Below are 17,619 nucleotides of genomic sequence, written 5' to 3' on the forward strand. Positions count from 1 at the left end.
GCTGACGGTGGAACGCCTCGGGGTCAGCGGCGACGCTGGCAGCGGCCGCACCAGAACAGGTTCCGGCCCGCGACGACCTGGGTGCGCACCCGGGAGCCGCAGACCCGGCACGGCTCGCCCTGGCGCCGGTAGACGTAGGAGGTCCGCTCGGCCAGCGGCGTGGCCGACCCGCCGGCGAGCTCGGCCCGGACCTGCTCCACCTGCTCCTCGACCGTGACGATGCGACCGGTGGCCACGCCCAGCGGGAGCAGCTGGACCAGGTCGCGCCAGATGGCGTCCCAGGTCGTGCGCCGGATCTCGCGGCCGGGACGGAACGGGTCGACCCGCTGGCGGAACAGGACCTCGCACCGGTAGACGTTGCCCACGCCGGCGAGCACCGACTGGTCCATGAGCAGCTCGGCGACGGTCTTGCCGCTGCGGCTGATCCGCCGCCACGCGACCTCGGGATCGGGTTCGGGCCGCAGGGGATCCGGTCCGAGCCGCGCCGTGACGGCCTCGACCTGCTCGGGCGTGATGACGGCACAGAGGTTCGGGCCGCGCAGGTCGGCGACGTGCCCGTCGGTCTGCAGCCGCAGCCGCACCTGCCCGGTGACCGGCGTGGCCCCGGCATACTCGTGCCCGTCGACCGAGAACTTGCCGATGAGGCCCAGGTGCACGTGCAGCCACGCGTCGCCCTCGAACTCGACGAACAGGTGCTTGCCCCACGACGTGGCGTGCACGAGCTCGCGCCCGCTCAGCAGCGCCGCCCCGGCGGCGAATCGCCCCTGGGGGCTGGTGGCCTCGGGGCGGGTCCCCGCGAAGGCCCGGTCGAGGTCCCGCGCGAGGGCGTGGAGCGTGTGGCCTTCGGGCATGTCTCCCATTCTCGGGCAGACCTACACTGCTCGGCATGGCGGCCACCGAGACCCGACTGCTGCTCCTCGGCACCGTCATGCTGTTCGAGCCGGTCAACGGCTACCAGCTGCGGCGCGAGCTGTTGTCGTGGCAGGTCGAGGACTGGGCCCACGTCAACCCCGGCTCGATCTACTCGGGGCTGGCCACCTTGGCCAAGCAGGGCAACCTCGAGCGCCACGACCTCGTCGACGGCAGCCGCGAGGTCGCCGTCTACACCAGCACCCCGGCGGGGCGCGGTGAGTTCGAGCGCCTGTGGACCGAGGCCGTCGAGGAGGTGGACCTCCTCTCGCCGCTGCCGTTCCACACCGGCCTGGCCCTCATGCCGCTGATGCCCCGCGACCGGGTCCTGCAGGCCCTGCGCACCCGGCTCGCACACCTCGACGCCAAGGTGCGCGAGCAGATGGACCAGAAGCGCGACCTCGGCGCGATGCCCCCGCACGTGCGGGCGATGGCGGACCTGTGGATGGGGCTGGCCCAGACCGAGCGGGAGTGGCTCGTCGACCTCACCCGGCGGATCGGTGCCGGCGAGCTGTCCCTGCGGGGCGAGCCCGCCGACTGGGAGGCCCCCGCGAACGACCCGGGCTGGCAGATGGCCGGCGACCGCCGGCGCTACCTGGAGCTGCTCGCCCGGAGGCGATGAGTTCGACGCCCCGGCCCGGTCCTAGGGATGTAGGCCGCTTGACGCCGAGTGTTCAATGTTGAACACTGTTCAAGCTTGAACACTATCCGGGGACAGGAGCGGGGATGATCCACGCACGAGGTCTGGTGCAGACGTTCCAGACGCGCGAGGGAAAGAAGAAGACACAGGTGCGGGCGGTCGACGGGGTCGACCTCGACGTGGCCGAGGGCGAGGTGGTCGGCTTCCTCGGCCCCAACGGCGCGGGCAAGACGACGACGCTGCGCATGCTCACGACGCTGCTCAAGCCGACCGCGGGCACGGCGACGGTGGCCGGGTACGACGTGGTCACCGAGAGCGAGAAGGTCCGGCGCAACATCGGCTACGTCTCGCAGAGCGGCTCCACGGGCACGTTCGCCCGCGCGGGCGACGAGGTCGTCGACCACGGGATGCTCTACGGCATGCGGTCCGCCGACGCCGAGCGCCGGGGCAGGGAGCTGTTCGCCCAGCTCGACCTCGAGGGCCTGTGGACCCGGCAGCCCAAGACCATGTCCGGGGGCCAGCGCCGCCGGCTCGACATCGTCATGGGCCTGATCCACGAACCGACCCTGGTCTTCCTCGACGAACCCACGACCGGGCTGGACCCGCAGGCCCGGGCCAACCTCTGGACCCACATCCGCGACCTGCGCACCCGCCGGGGGGCGACCGTCTTCCTCACCACGCACTACCTCGACGAGGCCGACGCCCTCAGCGACCGGATCATCATCATCGACCACGGGACGATCGTGGCCGCCGACACCAGCGACAACCTCAAGGCCCAGGTCTCGGGCGACCTGGTCGACCTCCAGGTCGTCGACCCGGACCTGGTCACCGAGGCGGCCAAGCGGCTCGACGCCATCGCCGAGGAGGGCCGTGACGGAGCCGACGCGGTCGAGGTCGACGGCAACCACGTGCGGGCCCGGGTGCAGCGGGCGGGCAAGGCCGTCCCCGGTCTGCTCACCGACCTGCGCGAGGCCGACGTCGACCTCGAGTCGATCGAGGTGATCCGCCCGACCCTCGACGACGTGTTCCTCACCCTCACCGGCCGGTCCCTGCGCGATGCCGAGGACACCAACCCGGCCGGCACGACCTCGAAGGAGAAGTGACGTGCAGTTCCTGCGTGAGTCCTTCATCATCTTCCGCCGCCAGCTGCGGATGAACCTGCGCAACCCCGCTTGGGTGCTCATCGGCCTGATGCAGCCGGTGCTCTACCTGTTCCTCTTCGGGCCGCTCCTGGAGCCGCTGGCGAAGCAGTTCGGCTACGCCAACAGCTGGACCTTCTTCGTGCCCGGCATGCTCGTCCAGCTCGGGGTCTTCGGCGCGTTCTTCGCCGGCTTCGGCCTCATCTCCGAGTGGCGCGACGGCGTCATCGAGGCGGAGCGGGTGACGCCCGCGAACCGCACCGCCCTGCTCATGGGACGGCTGTGGCGCGACCTGCTCCAGCTGCTCGTCCAGGCCGTCGTGCTCATCGGGCTCGGGTACGTGCTGGGGATGGACGCCTCCTTCGGCGGCGCGGTGCTCGGCGTCGTGCTGACCCTGCTCATGGGCGGCGCCTGCGCGGCCGCCTCGAACGCCCTCGCCCTCACGACCAAGAGCGAGGACGTCATGGCGCCGGTCATCAACGTCGTGATGATGCCGGTCCTGCTGCTGTCGGGGATCCTGCTGCCGATGACGCTCGGCAAGGAGTGGCTGCAGCGGGCGAGCGACTTCATGCCGGTCCGGTGGATCACCGACGCGGTCCGCACCTCCTTCGTCGGCGACTTCGGCAACGACAAGATGCTCTGGGGGACGGTCTGGGCGCTCGTCCTCTTCGTCCTCGCGATGTGGTGGGGCACGGCGACCTTCCGGCGGGAGAACGCCTGACGCCTCCGGCGCCGGTCCCGGTCAGCCGGCCGGGACCGGCGTGCCCTGGTGGTGCCGCAGCTGCCAGCGTCCGTCGCGGCGCACCCACACCGACGAGCGGTGCGCCCGCCCCCGCGCCGTGACCGAGTCGTAGGTCAGCAGGACCACGTCCGGCGCCAGGGCGGTGGGGACCAGCTCCTCGGCGCGGACGTCGACCCGCCCCTCGTGCGCCTCGGCCTCCATCAGGTCCAGGACCGAGTCGCGGTCCCAGACGGTGCCGGACGCACCGACCTCGCGGAAGTCGGGGTGCAGCAGCAGCCCGGCGCTGAGCCGGTCACCGCGCACCGAGCCGGTCAGCAGCGCGCGTTCGCAGTCCTCGACGACGGACAGGTCGTCGGCGGTGGGCATCGCGCTCACTCAGCTGGCCTTCTTCGCCGTCTTCTTGGCGGCTGTCCCGGACGCCGACTTCGAGGCGGACTTCGAGGCCGCCTTCTTCGCCGGCGCCTTCTTCGCCGGCGCCTTCGTCGCGCCCGCCCGGCCGGTGGAGGCCTTCGTCGCGGGAGCCTTGCCGGCCGCCGACTTCCGCGGGGCGGGCGCCTCGCCGCGGGAGGCCTTGGCCTTGTCGACCGACCGCTTGAGCGCGGCGAGCAGGTCGACCACCTCGCCGGACTCGTCCTTGGACTCGGGCGTGAACTGCACCTCGCCGCCCTCGACCTTCGCCTTGACCAGGGCCTGCAGTGCCGCGGCGTAGTCGTCCTCGTACTCGTCCGGCTCGTAGTCGCCGGCGAGCTGCTCGATGAGCAGGTCGGCCATCGCGAGCTCCTGCTTGGTCGCCTTGGCGTCGTCGTCGAGCGTCGCGAAGTCGGGCTTGCGGATCTCGTCCGGCCACAGCATCGTCTGCATGACGATGACGCCCTCGTGCACGCGCAGCACCGCCATCGTCATGCGGGTGCGGATCGACACGGTGACGACCGCCATGCGGTTCTCGCGCTCGAGCGCGTCGCGCAGCAGGATGTACGGCTTGGTCGAGGCCTTGTCGGGCTCGAGGTAGTACGACTTGTCGAACAGCATGGGGTCGATCTGCTCGGCCGGGACGAACTTCTCGACCGAGATCTCCTTGCTGCTGGTCGCCGGCAGGTCCTTGAAGTCCTCGTCGGTGAGGACGACCATCTCGCCGTCCTCGGTCTCGTACCCCTTGGCGATGTCGTCGTAGGACACGACCTCGCCGTCGATCGAGCAGATCCGCTGGTACTTGATCCGGCCGCCGTCCTCGCGGTGCACCTGGCGGAACTGCACGTCGTGGTTCTCGGTGGCGGAGTACAGCCGGATCGGCACGTTGACCAGCCCGAACGACACCGCACCCTTCCAGATGGCTCGCATGGGTTCGATCTTCGCGTATGCCGCGCGGCGGCGCCACGTCCCTTTTCCGCAGGCCACGCGCCCGGCCGGCTGCCGCCACGCTCACGGCGGACCCGTCGCCGGCGCGCCGGCGCTGACAGAATGCCCGACATGCGCCCGATGCTGGCCACCCCGGCCACCGCCGTCCCCACGGGGCCGGCCTGGCTGCACGAGGTCAAGTGGGACGGCATGCGAGTGCTGGCCGACGTCCGCGACGGACGGCTGACCCTGACCTCGCGGGCGGGGAACGACGCCACGGCCAGCTTCCCCGAGCTCGCCGGGCTCGCCGACCTCTACGACGACATGCTCCTCGACGGGGAGGTCGTCGCCCTCGACGGCGGGCGGCCCTCGTTCGGCGCCCTCGCCGAGCGGATGCACGTGCAGGACCGGCGCAAGGCCGAGCGACTCGCCACCGTGCGACCGGTGACCTTCATGGTGTTCGACCTGCTGCGGCTCTACGGGTCGGACCTCACCGGCCAGCCGCTGTCGGCCCGGCGCGAGCTGCTCGAGCGCCTCGACCTCGACGGCCGGCACTGGCAGGTGCCGCCGGTCTACGACGACGGGCAGGAGCTCTTCGCCGCCACGCTCGAGCAGGGGCTCGAGGGCGTCGTGAGCAAGCGACGCTCGTCGACCTACCTCCCGGGGCGGCGGTCCACCGACTGGGTGAAGTCACCGCACCGCACGACCCAGTCGGTCGTCGTCGGGGGCTGGCGTCCCGAGAAGACCAACGACTCCGGCCGGCTCGGCGCGATCCTGGTCGGCGTCCCGGACGGCTCGGGCGGCTGGGCCTTCGCCGGCAAGGTGGGCAGCGGGATCGCCGGGCGCGCCGCCACCCTCCTCGCGGAGGACATCGGCACCGAGACGATCGCCCGGTCGCCGTTCTCCACCCCCGTGCCGCGGCCGGACTCGGCCGGCACCACCTGGGTGGAGCCCCGGCTCGTCGTCGAGGTGCGCGCGCTCGAGGTGACGAAGGACGGCCGGCTGCGCCAGCCGGCATACCTCGGGGTGCGCACCGACCTCACCCCGGCGGACCTGCAGGAGGTGGACGGTGCCTGAGGGGGAGGTGACCCGCGTCGAGGTGGCGGGGCGGCGTCTCAAGCTGACCAGCCTGGACAAGCTGCTCTACCCGCACACCGAGACGACCAAGGGCGAGGTGCTCAACTACTACGCCCAGGTGGCGGACGTGATCCTGCCGCACCTGGCCGGGCGCCCCGTGACCCGCGTGCGCTGGCCGCACGGGACGTCGGACCAGAGCTTCTTCGAGAAGAACCTCCCGTCCGGGGCGCCGTCGTGGCTGCCGCGCGTCCAGGTCGACGACGTGACCTACCCGATGGTGCAGGACCTGTCGCACCTCACCTACCTGGTCAACCTCAACTCGATCGAGCTGCACGTGCCGCAGTGGCGCGTCGACGACGACGGGCGCCGGCTCCACCCCGACCGGCTCGTGGTCGACCTCGACCCGGGCGCCCCCGCCGGGCTGGCGGAGTGCGCGCAGGTGGCGCTCATGGTGCGCGAGCGGCTCGGCGAGCTGGGACTGGACCTCTACCCCGTCACCAGTGGCAGCAAGGGGATGCAGCTCTACGCGACGATGCCCGGCGACCTGTCGTCGGACCAGACGCGGGACCTCGCCCAGCAGCTCGCGCAGGAGCTCACCAAGAAGCACCCCGACCTCATCGTGTGGAAGATGACCAAGTCGCTGCGGCCGGGGAAGGTGTTCCTCGACTGGTCGCAGAACGTCGCCGCCAAGACGACGATCTGCCCGTACTCACTGCGCGGCAAGGACTCCCCCACCGTCGCAGCGCCGCGCACCTGGGAGGAGGTCGAGCAGGGCGCCGAGGGCGGACGGTTCGAGCAGCTCGACCTCGAGGAGGTGCTCGAGCGGCTCGACTCCGGCGGCGACCTGCTGGAGGACCTGCTGGACTAGCCCGGCGGCGTCACGTCTGGTGGCTGCCCCACGGCCGGGTGTCCCACGGCCGGATGTCCCACGGGAGGCACCGCGCCGGTGGCGCCCGTGGCGAGGGAGGGAGTACGACGCCGCAGCCGGGGGCACCCGGTGCATTCGTGCGTCCCCGGCAGGACGTAGAGGTAGCAGCAGGAGCCGCGCTCCGGTGCGGGCAGGCCCCGGGCCCGGGACAGGGCGATCGACCAGACGTCGCGGACCATCTCCAGCCGCTGGTGCGGCCCGAGGTGGACCCCCGGCCGGTACGTGAGCGCCAGCTCCGTCGCCGGCCCGAGGTATGCCGTGTGCGCGGCCTCGACCCGGCGCTCGAGCGGCGCCGCAGTCGCCGTCGCGGCGCGCAGCTGGACGGCGACTGGGTAGAGCTGGTGCGGCTCGAGCGCGAAGCTCAGGCCCGCGCCGAGCGGGTCGACGACGTGCCCGGTGTGCACGGCGGCGAAGGCGGCCGGGACGGCCGCGACCTCGAGCAGCCACTGGAGCACGAACGCCGCGGGCATCGCCGGTGGGGGCGGCACGGTCCGCTGCCGGGCCGTGCCCTGCGACAACGCTGCGCGCCACGGCGCGGTCGGGTCGTCCCCGGCGCGCTGGCCGGCGAGGACGTCCGCCCAGCGCCACGGCAGGTCCGGGTCGTCCGGACCCGCCGCGCACAGGGTCGGGTAGGGCAGGACCGGCCGGAGCCGGTCGACGAGGGAACGGGCGGAGATGGCGGTCAGTGCGCCTTGTCGTACGCCGCCTGGATCTCGGCGGAGATGCGGCCGCGGTCGCTGACCTGGTGGCCGTTGGCCCGCGCCCACTCGCGGACGTCGGCGAGGTCGCGCTTGGCGCCGCCACCCGACCGGCTCGAGGTGGAGCGGGCGGGGGCCCGGCGTCCCGACGCGCGGCGGGCGTGCCCGACGTACGGCGCCAGGGCGTCGCGGAGCTTGGCGGCGTTCGCGGCGCTGAGGTCGATCTCGTACGTCGTGCCGTCGAGGGCGAACGACACCGTCTCGTCGGCCTCGCTGCCGTCGAGGTCGTCCTCGAGGACGATGTTCACACGCTGGGCCATCTGGGTTCCTCTCAGGGAAAAGGAAATCCTTACGAGAGGAAGATAGCCGGGAAAAGCGGCGCCGCAAAAGCGGGAGGTTGATTTCCCCGGCCTTTCTCAGTCCTTTTCCGGGGGTGCCGGGGAAATGTCCGCCGCCTTTTCCCGGGATTGTTCCTTTTCGTGCTCGCGTTCGTGCTCGCGGTCCCACTGGGAATGCGCGAGGCGTTCCTTGCGGTCCCCCTCGATCATGTTCTTGACGACGATCCAGAACAGGAACCCGACACCGGCCGAGGGGATGATGGCGGCGATGTAGGGCCAGACACCGCTCATCGGGAGACCTCCGGCTTGAGGTGCGGGAAGAGGATCGTCTCGCGGATGTTGGCCCCGGTGAACAGCATGATCATCCGGTCGATGCCCAGGCCGAGGCCACCCATCGGCGGCGCGCCGTACTCGAGCGCCCGCAGGAAGTCCTCGTCGAGCTGCATCGCCTCGTGGTCGCCGCCGGCGGCCTTGACCGACTGGGCGGTGAGGACCTCGCGCTGCACGACCGGGTCGACGAGCTCGGAGAAGCCGGTGCCGCGCTCGACCCCCGCGATGATGAGGTCCCACGCCTCGATGTGGCCCGGCTTGGAGCGGTGCGGCCGGGCGAGCGGCTGCGCCACCGCCGGGTAGTCGCACAGGAAGGTCGGCTGCAGCAGGGTCGGCTCGACCAGCTCGCCGAGCAGCTCCAGGAAGACCTTGTCCTTGTCCCAGCCGGGGTCGACGTCGACGTCGTGCTTCGCGGCATACGCCAGCAGGGTCTCGAGGTCGGTGTCGATGGTGACGGTCTCGCCGAGGACCTCGCTCACCGCGTCGTAGACCGGGAGCCAGCGCCACTCGGCGTCGAGGTCGACGGTGCCGCGCTCGGTCTGCACCGTGCGGGAGCCGAGCGCGTCCGCGACGCCGAGGTAGAGGTCGCGCATGAGGGCGCCGATGGTGGTCTGGTCGCCGTAGGCCTGGTAGGCCTCGAGCATGGTGAACTCGGGGCTGTGGGTGGCGTCGACACCCTCGTTGCGGAAGATCCGGCCCATCTCGTAGACGCGGTCGACGCCGCCCACGACGGCCTTCTTGAGGTTGAGCTCGAGCGCGATGCGCAGGGTCATGTCCTGGTCGAAGGCGTTCATGTGGGTGCGGAACGGCCGCGCCGCCGCGCCGCCGTGGACCAGCTGGATGATGGGGGTCTCGACCTCGAGGTAGCCCTGGCCGTCGAGGACGCCGCGGATGGCGGACAGCGCGCGGGCCTTGGTGCGCACCATGTCGCGGGACTCCTGGCGCACGATGAGGTCGGCGTACCGCTGGCGGACCCGGGCCTCCTCGGACAGGTCGTGGTGCAGCACCGGCAGGGGGCGCAGCGCCTTGGACGCCATCTGCCAGGTCTTCGCCATGACCGACAGCTCGCCGCGCTTGGAGGAGATGACCCGGCCCTCGACGAAGACGTGGTCGCCGAGGTCGACGTCGGCCTTCCAGGCCGCGAGCGACTCCTCGCCGACCTCGGCCAGGCTGAGCATCACCTGCAGGCGGGTCCCGGCGCCCTCCTGCAGCGTGGCGAACGCGAGCTTGCCGGTGTTGCGGATGAAGATGACCCGGCCGGCGACCCCGACGAGCTCGTCGGTCTCCTCACCGGCCTCGAGGTGGCCCCACTGCTCGCGGACCTCGCCGAGCGTGTGGGTGCGGTCGACCCAGACGGGGTAGGCATCCCGGCCCTCGGCGAGCAGGCGGTCGCGCTTGTCCCGCCGGACCTTCATCTGCTCGGGCAGGTCGGTCTCGGGCGTGGCGACGGTCGTCTGGCCGGGGCTCTGGGTCACCCGCAAAGGGTACCCAGCGCGCCTGCGCCACCCTCAGCCGCGGTCGAGGAGGCAGGACATGCCGACGTCCGGCGCCGCGCGTCGGCATGTCCTGCCTCCTCGACGGGTTCAGGCGGGGTCGGCGTCGTCGACCAGGTCGAGGGCGAGGTCGAGGATCGGGCTGGAGTGGGTGAGGCCGCCGACGGACAGGTAGTCCACGCCGGTCTGGGCGTACTCGCGCGCCACCCCCAGGGTCAGGCCGCCTGTCGCCTCGAGCTCGACCTGCTCGCCCGTGGCCCGGACCGCCTCGACCGTCTCGCGCAGCAGTGCCGGCGACATGTTGTCGCAGAGCAGGAAGCGGGCGCCCACGCCGACCGCCTCGACGGCCTCCGCCACGGTGGTGACCTCCACCTGCACCGGCACCTCGGGGTGGGTGGCGCGCACCGCGGCATACGCCCTGGAGAGCGAGCCCGCGGCCAGCTTGTGGTTGTCCTTGATCATCGCCACGTCGTACAGGCCCATGCGCTTGTTGGTGCCGCCACCGGCCCGGACCGCGTACTTCTCCAGCGCCCGCAGGCCCGGCGTCGTCTTGCGGGTGTCGAGCACGGTCGCGCCCGTGCCCTCGAGCCGGCGGGCCCAGTCCCACGTGTGGCTCGCGACACCGGAGAGGCGGCAGACGAGGTTGAGCATCGTGCGCTCGCCCTCGAGCAGCACCCGGGTCGAGCCGCGCAGGACGGCCAGGACGTCGCCGGCGCCGACGAGGTCGCCGTCCTCGTGCGGGCAGTCGATGACGAGCGGCTCGGCCCCGAGCCGCCGGGCCACCTCGTCGAAGACCAGCCCGATGACCGGCGTGCCGGCGAGGACGCCGTCGGCCCGCGCGACGAGGTGGGCCGTGCTCACCTGGTCGCCCGGGATGGTGGCGTCGGTCGTGACGTCGACGCCCTGCGGGCCGAGGTCCTCCTCGAGGGCGGTGCGGACCACCGCGAGCGCGGCCTCCTGGGGGAACTGCAGGTCGGTCACGCGGGTGCCTCCGTCTGGACGGGTTCGTAGGTGGTGGTCACGACGCCGTCCCGTCCGCGCGAGGCCACGGTGTGGCCCCGCCAGCGGGCGTCGTCGAGGTCGGGGAAGTCGTCGCGCACGTGACCGCCGCGGGTCTCCTCGCGCAGGGCCGCGACCACCGCGAGGAGCTGGCCGACGTGCAGCAGGTTGGTCGTCTCCCACGACTGCGGCCCGGGCTCGGCGGTGTCGGCGTCCAGGGGCTCGGCCGCCAGCAGGGCGAGCTCGCCGGTCGTGCCGGCGAGCGACTCCGCCGTCCTCACCGCACCCGCCCCGGCCGTCATCGCCGTCTGCAGCCGGACCCGCTCGGCCTCACCGAGCAGGGCGGCGGCCCCGGGTGGGCGCCCGGCCTGCCCGGGCGGCACCGGCGGCAGCTCGCCGGCCGCCAGCCGGGTGGTGAGGTCGTCGGCGATCCGCGAGGCGAAGACCAGGCCCTCGAGCAGGGAGTTGGACGCGAGCCGGTTGGCGCCGTGGACACCGGTGCACGAGACCTCGCCGCAGGCGTAGAGGCCCTCGACCGAGGTCCGGCCGTGCAGGTCGGTGCGCACGCCCCCGGAGGCGTAGTGCTGGGCCGGCGCGACGGGCAGCAGGTCGGTGGCCGGGTCGAAGCCGAGCTCCCGGCACCGGGCGACGATGGAGGGGAACCGCCGCTCGAGGAACTCGCGGCCGAGGTGCCGAGCGTCGAGGTAGACGTGGTCGCTGCCGGTCTCGCGCATCCGCTGCGCGATGGCGCGCGACACGACGTCGCGTGGGGCGAGGTCGGCGAGCGGGTGGCGGCCCTGCATGAAGCGGACCCCGTCGCCGTCGACGAGGAACGCCCCCTCGCCACGCACCGCCTCGGAGATGAGCGGCTGCTGGCCGCTGGCTCCCGGGCCCAGCCACAGCACCGTCGGGTGGAACTGCACGAACTCGACGTCGGCCACGTCGGCACCGGCCCGGACCGCGGCGGCGAGCCCGTCGCCGGTGGCCACGGAGGGGTTGGTCGTCGCCGCATACACCTGGCCCAGGCCACCGGTCGCCAGGACGACGGCCCGCGCGCGGGCGGCACCCACGCCGTCGCGCTGGCCCTCCCCGATGACGTGCAGGGTGACGCCGCACGCGCGCCCGGTCGCGTCGAGCAGCAGGTCGAGGACGAGCGCGTGCTCGATGACCTCGATGCCCGGGTCGTCCAGGACCTGGTGCAGGGCCGCGATGAGCGCCCGCGAGATCTCCTTGCCGGTGGCGTCGCCGCCGGCGTGCGCGATGCGGTCGCGGTGGTGGCCGCCCTCGCGGGTCAGCTTGAGCTCGCCCGCCTCGTCGAGGTCGAACTCGGCGCCGAGCGCCACCAGCTCGCGCACCCGCTGCGGGCCCTCGGTGACCAGCGCCCGCACGGCGTCGACGTCGCAGATCCCGACGCCGGCGACGAGGGTGTCGTGCAGGTGCTCCTCCGGGGAGTCGGCCGGGTCGAGGGCGGCCGCGATGCCGCCCTGGGCCCACTGGGTCGAACCCTCCGAGAGCACCGTCTTGGTGACCAGCAGGACGTGGTCGACCCGCTGGCGCAGCCGCAGCGCGGCCGTGAGGCCGGCGATGCCGGAGCCCACGACGATGACGTCGGCCTGCGCGGTCCACCCGGGCTGCGGGGCGCGCAGCCGGCCGGGCAGGCGGAGTATGCCGGTGTGCTCGGTGCCGTCCAAAGTGCCGACGGGCGTGCCGGCCTCAGGCGTCATGGCCGCGGTGGGTGACGGCGGAGGTGTGCAGCCCGAACCCGTCAGGCACGTCGCCGGCGTCGTGGCCGACCTCGACGATCCGGTTCTGCCGGTCGACGAAGACGACCTGGGGCTCGAACGTCCGCGCCTCGGCGTCGTCCATCGCCGCGTACGCGATGATGATGACGGTGTCGCCGGGCGAGATCAGCCGGGCCGCCGCGCCGTTGATGCAGACGGTCCCCGAGCCCCGCTCCCCCTCGATGGCGTAGGTCGTGAGCCGGTTGCCGTTGTCGACGTCGACCACGTCCACCTGCTCCCCGGGGAGCAGGCCCGCGGCGTCCATGAGGTCGCGGTCGAGGGTGAGCGACCCGACGTAGTGCAGGTCGGCCTGCGTGACGGTCGCGCGGTGGATCTTCGCGTAGAGCATGAAGCGCTGCATGACGGGTTCCTGGGGGCGCTGCGGCTGGGACGGTCGGCTGCCGGTCGCGGTCAGGCGGTGGTGGCCGAGTCGACGTCGGAGAAGACGTCGAGAGCGCCTCCGCCGGGGCCGACGGAGATGGGCAGGTTGTCGATCAGCCGGGTGGTGCCGACGCGGCCGGCGACCGCCAGCAGCGCCTCGCCCCGGTACCACTCGGGGACGTCCTCCAAGGTCGCCGGGTGGACCAGGACGAGGTAGTCGATCAGTGCCAGTGGCTCCCGGACGAGCACGGCCCGCGCCGCGCGGCGCACCGCCGACGGCCCCTCGGCGGCCGCGGCCGCCCCGGCGTCCAGCGCGCGCGACAGGCACAGGGCGACCTCGCGGTCGGTCTCGGTGAGGTAGGCGTTGCGGCTGCTCATGGCGAGACCGTCCGGCTCACGTACCGTCGGCACGGAGACGACCCGCACTGGGAAGTCGAGGTCGCGCACCATCCGGCGGATGAGCAGCAGCTGCTGGGCGTCCTTCTGGCCGAAGTAGGCGCTGTCGGCGGCGGTGAGGTGGAACAGCTTGGCGACGACGGTCAGCATCCCGTCGAAGTGGCCGGGGCGCGCCTGGCCCTCGAGCACGGTGCCGAGCGGGCCGGCCGAGATGCGCACGCCCGGGTCGCCGTCCTGGTAGACGACGTCCGGCGTCGGGGCGAAGACGAGGTCGACGCCCGCGCTGCGGCAGATCTCCATGTCGGTGTCGAAGGTCCGCGGGTAGCGGGACAGGTCCTCCTTCGGCCCGAACTGCAGCGGGTTGAGGAAGATCGTGACGATGACGTGGGCGGCCTCCTGCCGGGCCAACCGGATGAGCGTCGCGTGACCGTCGTGCAGGGCCCCCATCGTCATCACGACGGCGACGTCGCCGTCGCCCAGCGCCCGCCGGGCCGCCCGCAGCTCGTCCCGGGTCCGGGCCACGGGGGGCACGGGCAGCCCCTCCGGGGCCCGGGGGGCGGTGTCCTGGTCGGTCATGGGCGCTCCTCGTCGTGCGCGAGGACCTCCAGGAGGGGCTCCGCGGCGTGGGGTCGAAGGCGGCCGGCGGCCAGGGCGCGCTCGGTGGTGGCCCGCGCGAGCGCGACGTAGGTGGGCCGGACGTCGGGGGTCAGGGTTCGGAGTTGGCGCAGGTGCTCGGCCACGGTACCGGCGTCCCCCCGCGCCACGGGGCCTGTGAGAGCGGCGTCACCCCGACGCAGGGTGTTGTCGAGCGCCGCCTCGACGAGCGGTCCGAGCATGCGGTCGGGAGCCTCCACCCCGGCGGCGCGCAGGGCCTGGAGCGACTGCGAGACGAGGGTGACGAGGTGGTTGGCGCCGTGCGCGAGGGCTGCGTGGTAGAGCGGCCGGGCCGCCTCCTCGATCCACACCGGCTCGGCCCCGACCTCGACGACGAGCGCCTCCGCGACGGCCCGCAGCGGCTCGGGGGCGGTGACGCCGAAGCAGCACTCGACGAGCCGGTCGAGGTCGAGCGCCGTGCCGGCGAACGTCATCGCCGGGTGCAGCGCCATGCCGAGCACCTGGTGGCCGGCCGGCCCGAACACCTCGAGCCCGTGCCGCCCGGACGTGTGCACGACGAGCTGGCCGGGCTGCCACGCACCGGTGGCGGCGAGCCCGGCGACCAGCCCCTCGAGTGCGTCGTCGGGGACGGCCAGGACGACGAGCTCGGCGCGGCGCACGACCTCGTCCGGGGGCAGCACCGGCACCCCCGGCAGGAGGTCGGCGGCGCGGACGAGGGAGGCCTCGCTCACCGCGGAGACGGCCACGACGTGGTGGCCCACCCTTGCCAGCGCGGCGCCCAGGACCGAACCGACCCGTCCGGCGCCGACGACGCCGACCGTGAGGCGCGCCGGGCGCTCGTCGCTGCTGGTCACGGGCCCAAACCTATCGCCGCCCGCACGCCCCGCCGCGAGCGCCCGGCTGCGGGGCCGCCCGACCGGCCGCGGCCGCCGGGACCCCGGGGCACCGACGGCCGTAGGTTGGGCCCGTGGCGCAGACCTGGTCGACGGTGTGGCAGGACGCGCTCTACGGCCCGCGCGGCTTCTACCGCGCCCGCGGTGGGCCCGCCGCCCACTTCATCACCGCCACCCACGGCCCCACGGGCCGCGTCCTCGCCCGGGCCCTGCTGCGGCTCGCCGACGAGCACGGGCTCACCGGCGTCGTGGACGTGGGCTGCGGCGGCGGTGAGCTGCTCGCGCAGCTGTATGCCGTGCGGCAGGGCGAGCAGCCCACGGCACCGTCGGTGCGGCTCACCGGCGTGGACGTGGGTCCGCGCCCCGGCCAGCTCCCGAACGAGGTCGCGTGGCTCGTCTCGCCCGGCGGCCCGGCACTGCCCGACGAGCTCGACGACCTGCGCGACGTCCTCGTCGTGGCGCACGAGTGGCTCGACGTCGTGCCGTGCACCGTCGCGGAGGTCGACGACCGAGGCATCCTGCGCGAGCGGCTCGTCGACCCGGTCACGGGGGTCGAGTCGTGGGGCGGGCCCCTCACCGGTGAGGAGCTGGCCTGGGCCGAGCAGTACTGGCCGACGGCCGGCCCGGGCGAGCGGGTGGAGGTCGGGCTCGCCCGCGACCGGGCCTGGTCGGCCCTGCTCGACAAGGTCACCGGCGGCCTGGTGCTCGCGGTCGACTACGGCCACACCGCGGCGACGCGGCCCGTGCACGGCACGCTCACGGCATACCGGCTCGGGCACCGGGTGGACCCCGTGCCGGACGGGACCTGTGACCTCACCGCGCACGTGGCCATGGACACCCTGGAGCACGACGAGGTCGTCGACCAGCGCACGGCGCTCGCGCGGCTCGGCGTCCAGGGCCGGACGCCGCCGGTGGAGCTGGCCCGCGCCGACCCCGCCGGCTACCTGCAGGCGCTGCAGGAGTCGAGCGCGGCGGCGCACCTGCGCGCCCCCGGCGGCTTCGGCGACTTCCTCTGGGCGTTCAGGCGACGGGGCTGACGACGAGCCGCTCGAACCCGCGCAGCACGAACGTCGGCCGCTGCACCGCCTCGACCAGCTCCAGCCCGGGATGGCGCCCCAGCAGCGTGCGCACCGAGATCGCCAGCTCGAGCCGGGCCAGCGGCGCCCCGATGCAGAAGTGGATGCCGGCGCCGAACGCCAGGTGCGGGTTCGGGTCGCGGGTCGGGTCGAACCGGTCGGGGTCGGCGAAGACCTTCGGGTCGCGGTTGGCGGCGCCGAGCAGCGCGGCGACCTTGTCGCCCGGCTCGAGCTCGATGCCGGCGACGGACGCGGGCTCCTTGGCGGTCCGCTCGAAGAGGTGCAGCGGGCTGTCGTGCCGCAGGAGCTCCTCGACCAGCTGCTCGAGCGCTGCCTCGTCGCGGACGTCGACCTGCGGCTGGTCGGGCGCGGTGAGCCACGAGTGCAACCCGTTGCCGAAGCCGTTGACGCTCGCCTCGTGGCCCGCGTTGAGCAGCAGGACGGCGGTCGCCACGAGCTCGTGGGCGGACAGCCGGTCCGAGCCGTCGCGGGCCTGGACGAGGTCGCTCAGCAGGTCCTCGCCCGGCGCCTTCGCCCGGTCCGTCGCCAGCTCCTCGACGTAGGCCGCGAAGGCCGCGGCAGCCTCGCGGGCCGCCTGCTCCTCGGCAGGCGTGCGGTCGACCTCGTACATCCGCACGATCGCCTGCGACCACGGCCTCAGGTGGTGCCGGTCGGCCTCGGGCACGCCGAGCAGCTCGGCGATCACGAGCACCGGCAACGGTTCGGCATACTGCTCGATCACGTCGAACGGCCCACTGTCGGGCAGCTGCGCGAGCAGGCCGGCGGCGAGCTCCTCGATCCGTGGCGCGAGCCGCTGGACGTGGCCACGGCCGAACGCGCCGGCCACGAGGCGGCGCAGCCGGGTGTGCTTGGGCGGCTCGCTGTCGAGGATCGAGTCGGCGTGCAGCCAGTTGAAGGTGTCCCAGTCGTCCTCGGGCGTGCGCGGGCCGAAGACGCGGCCGAGGCGGCGGTCGCGCAGGACCGCCCCGGCCTCGGCGTGGCCGGTCGCCAGCCACGTGCCCATCCGGCTGTGCCAGGCGATCGGTGCCTGCTCGCGCAGGGCCGCCATGGCGGGGTAGGGGTCGGCGACGACCGCCGGGTCGCCGAGGTCGAGCAGGTCGGCGGCGTCGAGCGAGGACTTCGTGGGCACGGGAACAGCCTGCCGCAGGCCTCCGCCCGCTGTCAGGCAGGGTCCACCACCTGCACGTTTTGGGCCGATACCGGTGTCCACGGCACACTGGATCGCTGCTGAACCTCGAAAGGACCCCTGTCCCCATGACCTTCCAGCACCGTGCCCGCGTGGTCGCCGGCCTCGCCGCCGTCGCCTCGCTCGCCCTCGCCGGCTGCGGTGGCAGCCCGACGGGCGCCGACGTCACCGTGACCGTCACGCCCACGGTGACCGCCAAGGCGGCCCCCGCGAAGAAGACCCCGGCCGCCACCGCGACCAGCGACGTCAAGGGTCGTGCCTTCGACTACGGCACGGTGACCAAGGTCGGCACGGTGGCCGGCACGACCGTCATCGAGCTCGACCGCTGGACCTGGAAGGGCCTCGACGACGCCAAGCTCGCCCAGCAGGGGGTGCCGACGGCGCCGTTCAAGGGCGCGGTCCCCTACGAGAACCAGAACGCGAAGCTCACGTACTCGATCCCCGTCGCCGACGGCGCGAGGATCCTCGTCCACCACTGCGTCGCCGCGGACCAGCCACTGCAGACCAAGTCCGCCGACGCGGCGGCGCTCGCGAAGCTGCCCGACCGCGAGAACACCGTCCTGGTCAAGCTCGACGACCAGGGCCGCATGGTCGCCGCGGACAACATCCCCGGCTGCCCCGGCTAGACCCCGACGCACCCGG

General features: G+C 73.4%; 20 protein-coding genes. 7 read left to right on the forward strand and 13 right to left on the reverse strand.

All coding sequences use genetic code 11. The features are described 5' to 3' along the window. Positions 1-23: 23 nt before the first annotated feature. The gene (locus ACYVDO_RS05310; RefSeq protein WP_460933494.1) at positions 24-851 is read right to left on the reverse strand and encodes an Fpg/Nei family DNA glycosylase; all 828 of its coding nucleotides are present in this window, start codon (positions 849-851) and stop codon (positions 24-26) included. Positions 852-886: 35 nt separating this feature from the next. Between ACYVDO_RS05310 and ACYVDO_RS05315 the strand changes: the two genes are divergently transcribed. From ACYVDO_RS05315 to ACYVDO_RS05325, 3 genes are all read left to right on the forward strand, one after another. Continuing rightward, positions 887-1,531, forward strand: a complete 645-nt coding sequence (locus ACYVDO_RS05315) for a PadR family transcriptional regulator (protein ID WP_460933496.1) — start codon at positions 887-889, stop codon at positions 1,529-1,531. Positions 1,532-1,635: 104 nt separating this feature from the next. Continuing rightward, positions 1,636-2,652 carry an ATP-binding cassette domain-containing protein gene (locus tag ACYVDO_RS05320; protein ID WP_460933499.1) on the forward strand — a complete coding sequence of 339 codons (1,017 nt, stop codon included), beginning with the start codon at positions 1,636-1,638 and terminating at the stop codon, positions 2,650-2,652. Position 2,653: 1 nt separating this feature from the next. Beyond that, a complete protein-coding gene (locus ACYVDO_RS05325; RefSeq protein WP_460933501.1) occupies positions 2,654-3,409 on the forward strand; it encodes an ABC transporter permease in 756 nt (251 codons plus the stop codon). Positions 3,410-3,430: 21 nt separating this feature from the next. On the opposite strand, the gene ACYVDO_RS05330 is transcribed toward ACYVDO_RS05325, so the two are convergent. Then, positions 3,431-3,796 (reverse strand): nuclear transport factor 2 family protein, encoded by a 366-nt coding sequence (locus tag ACYVDO_RS05330; protein ID WP_460934265.1) that lies wholly within the window; start codon positions 3,794-3,796, stop codon positions 3,431-3,433. A gap of 9 nt (positions 3,797-3,805) precedes the next feature. Further along, a complete protein-coding gene (gene ku, locus ACYVDO_RS05335; RefSeq protein ID WP_460933504.1) occupies positions 3,806-4,768 on the reverse strand; it encodes a non-homologous end joining protein Ku in 963 nt (320 codons plus the stop codon). Between the two features lie 129 nt (positions 4,769-4,897). Between ku and ligD (ACYVDO_RS05340) the strand changes: the two genes are divergently transcribed. Both ligD (ACYVDO_RS05340) and ligD (ACYVDO_RS05345) read left to right on the forward strand, forming a co-directional pair. Further along, positions 4,898-5,842: a non-homologous end-joining DNA ligase gene (gene ligD / locus ACYVDO_RS05340; RefSeq protein WP_460933506.1), complete on the forward strand. Its 945-nt coding sequence runs from the start codon at positions 4,898-4,900 to the stop codon at positions 5,840-5,842. Next, entirely contained in the window at positions 5,835-6,710 is an 876-nt protein-coding gene (gene ligD, locus ACYVDO_RS05345; protein WP_460933508.1) for a non-homologous end-joining DNA ligase, read from the forward strand. Before ligD (ACYVDO_RS05340) ends, ligD (ACYVDO_RS05345) begins: the two co-directional genes overlap by 8 nt. Here the strand turns inward: ligD (ACYVDO_RS05345) and ACYVDO_RS05350 are convergent. From ACYVDO_RS05350 to ACYVDO_RS05390, 9 genes are all read right to left on the reverse strand, one after another. Next, entirely contained in the window at positions 6,707-7,258 is a 552-nt protein-coding gene (locus ACYVDO_RS05350; protein WP_460933510.1) for a (2Fe-2S)-binding protein, read from the reverse strand. The two genes, ligD (ACYVDO_RS05345) and ACYVDO_RS05350, sit on opposite strands and share 4 nt — an antisense overlap. A 194-nt stretch (positions 7,259-7,452) precedes the next feature. Further along, a complete protein-coding gene (locus ACYVDO_RS05355; RefSeq protein ID WP_379116877.1) occupies positions 7,453-7,788 on the reverse strand; it encodes a histone-like nucleoid-structuring protein Lsr2 in 336 nt (111 codons plus the stop codon). Between the two features lie 96 nt (positions 7,789-7,884). Beyond that, positions 7,885-8,097: a hypothetical protein gene (locus ACYVDO_RS05360; RefSeq protein ID WP_460933512.1), complete on the reverse strand. Its 213-nt coding sequence runs from the start codon at positions 8,095-8,097 to the stop codon at positions 7,885-7,887. After that, a complete protein-coding gene (gene lysS / locus ACYVDO_RS05365) occupies positions 8,094-9,617 on the reverse strand; it encodes a lysine--tRNA ligase (protein ID WP_460933514.1) in 1,524 nt (507 codons plus the stop codon). Before lysS ends, ACYVDO_RS05360 begins: the two co-directional genes overlap by 4 nt. A gap of 102 nt (positions 9,618-9,719) precedes the next feature. Beyond that, entirely contained in the window at positions 9,720-10,610 is an 891-nt protein-coding gene (nadC, locus tag ACYVDO_RS05370) for a carboxylating nicotinate-nucleotide diphosphorylase (protein WP_460933516.1), read from the reverse strand. Then, on the reverse strand, positions 10,607-12,352 hold the full coding sequence (locus tag ACYVDO_RS05375) for an L-aspartate oxidase (RefSeq protein WP_460933518.1): 1,746 nt from the start codon (positions 12,350-12,352) through the stop codon (positions 10,607-10,609). Before ACYVDO_RS05375 ends, nadC begins: the two co-directional genes overlap by 4 nt. Beyond that, positions 12,342-12,770, reverse strand: a complete 429-nt coding sequence (gene panD, locus ACYVDO_RS05380; protein WP_460933520.1) for an aspartate 1-decarboxylase — start codon at positions 12,768-12,770, stop codon at positions 12,342-12,344. Before panD ends, ACYVDO_RS05375 begins: the two co-directional genes overlap by 11 nt. 50 nt (positions 12,771-12,820) lie before the next feature. After that, complete coding sequence (gene panC, locus ACYVDO_RS05385) at positions 12,821-13,762, reverse strand: pantoate--beta-alanine ligase (RefSeq protein WP_460933522.1); 942 nt, start codon at positions 13,760-13,762, stop codon at positions 12,821-12,823. Then, on the reverse strand, positions 13,759-14,655 hold the full coding sequence (locus tag ACYVDO_RS05390; RefSeq protein WP_460933524.1) for a Rossmann-like and DUF2520 domain-containing protein: 897 nt from the start codon (positions 14,653-14,655) through the stop codon (positions 13,759-13,761). Before ACYVDO_RS05390 ends, panC begins: the two co-directional genes overlap by 4 nt. 113 nt (positions 14,656-14,768) lie before the next feature. On the opposite strand from ACYVDO_RS05390, the gene ACYVDO_RS05395 reads away from it, so the two are divergent. Beyond that, on the forward strand, positions 14,769-15,731 hold the full coding sequence (locus ACYVDO_RS05395) for an SAM-dependent methyltransferase (protein WP_460933526.1): 963 nt from the start codon (positions 14,769-14,771) through the stop codon (positions 15,729-15,731). On the opposite strand, the gene ACYVDO_RS05400 is transcribed toward ACYVDO_RS05395, so the two are convergent. After that, on the reverse strand, positions 15,715-16,920 hold the full coding sequence (locus tag ACYVDO_RS05400) for a cytochrome P450 (RefSeq protein ID WP_460933528.1): 1,206 nt from the start codon (positions 16,918-16,920) through the stop codon (positions 15,715-15,717). The two genes, ACYVDO_RS05395 and ACYVDO_RS05400, sit on opposite strands and share 17 nt — an antisense overlap. A gap of 125 nt (positions 16,921-17,045) precedes the next feature. Between ACYVDO_RS05400 and ACYVDO_RS05405 the strand changes: the two genes are divergently transcribed. Then, positions 17,046-17,603, forward strand: coding sequence for a hypothetical protein (locus tag ACYVDO_RS05405; RefSeq protein WP_460933530.1), 558 nt, complete (start codon positions 17,046-17,048; stop codon positions 17,601-17,603). Positions 17,604-17,619: the final 16 nt, after the last annotated feature.

This window comes from Phycicoccus ginsengisoli (assembly GCF_054779295.1).

Coding starts and splice junctions, on each gene's coding strand:
- ACYVDO_RS05310 (WP_460933494.1), bottom strand. CDS start 851: ATGCCCGAAGGCCACACGCTCCACGCCCTCGCGCGGGACCTCGACCGG.
- ACYVDO_RS05315 (WP_460933496.1), top strand. CDS start 887: ATGGCGGCCACCGAGACCCGACTGCTGCTCCTCGGCACCGTCATGCTG.
- ACYVDO_RS05320 (WP_460933499.1), top strand. CDS start 1,636: ATGATCCACGCACGAGGTCTGGTGCAGACGTTCCAGACGCGCGAGGGA.
- ACYVDO_RS05330 (WP_460934265.1), bottom strand. CDS start 3,796: ATGCCCACCGCCGACGACCTGTCCGTCGTCGAGGACTGCGAACGCGCG.
- ku (WP_460933504.1), bottom strand. CDS start 4,768: ATGCGAGCCATCTGGAAGGGTGCGGTGTCGTTCGGGCTGGTCAACGTG.
- ligD (WP_460933506.1), top strand. CDS start 4,898: ATGCGCCCGATGCTGGCCACCCCGGCCACCGCCGTCCCCACGGGGCCG.
- ACYVDO_RS05355 (WP_379116877.1), bottom strand. CDS start 7,788: ATGGCCCAGCGTGTGAACATCGTCCTCGAGGACGACCTCGACGGCAGC.
- ACYVDO_RS05360 (WP_460933512.1), bottom strand. CDS start 8,097: ATGAGCGGTGTCTGGCCCTACATCGCCGCCATCATCCCCTCGGCCGGT.
- ACYVDO_RS05375 (WP_460933518.1), bottom strand. CDS start 12,352: ATGACGCCTGAGGCCGGCACGCCCGTCGGCACTTTGGACGGCACCGAG.
- panD (WP_460933520.1), bottom strand. CDS start 12,770: ATGCAGCGCTTCATGCTCTACGCGAAGATCCACCGCGCGACCGTCACG.
- panC (WP_460933522.1), bottom strand. CDS start 13,762: ATGACCGACCAGGACACCGCCCCCCGGGCCCCGGAGGGGCTGCCCGTG.
- ACYVDO_RS05405 (WP_460933530.1), top strand. CDS start 17,046: ATGACCTTCCAGCACCGTGCCCGCGTGGTCGCCGGCCTCGCCGCCGTC.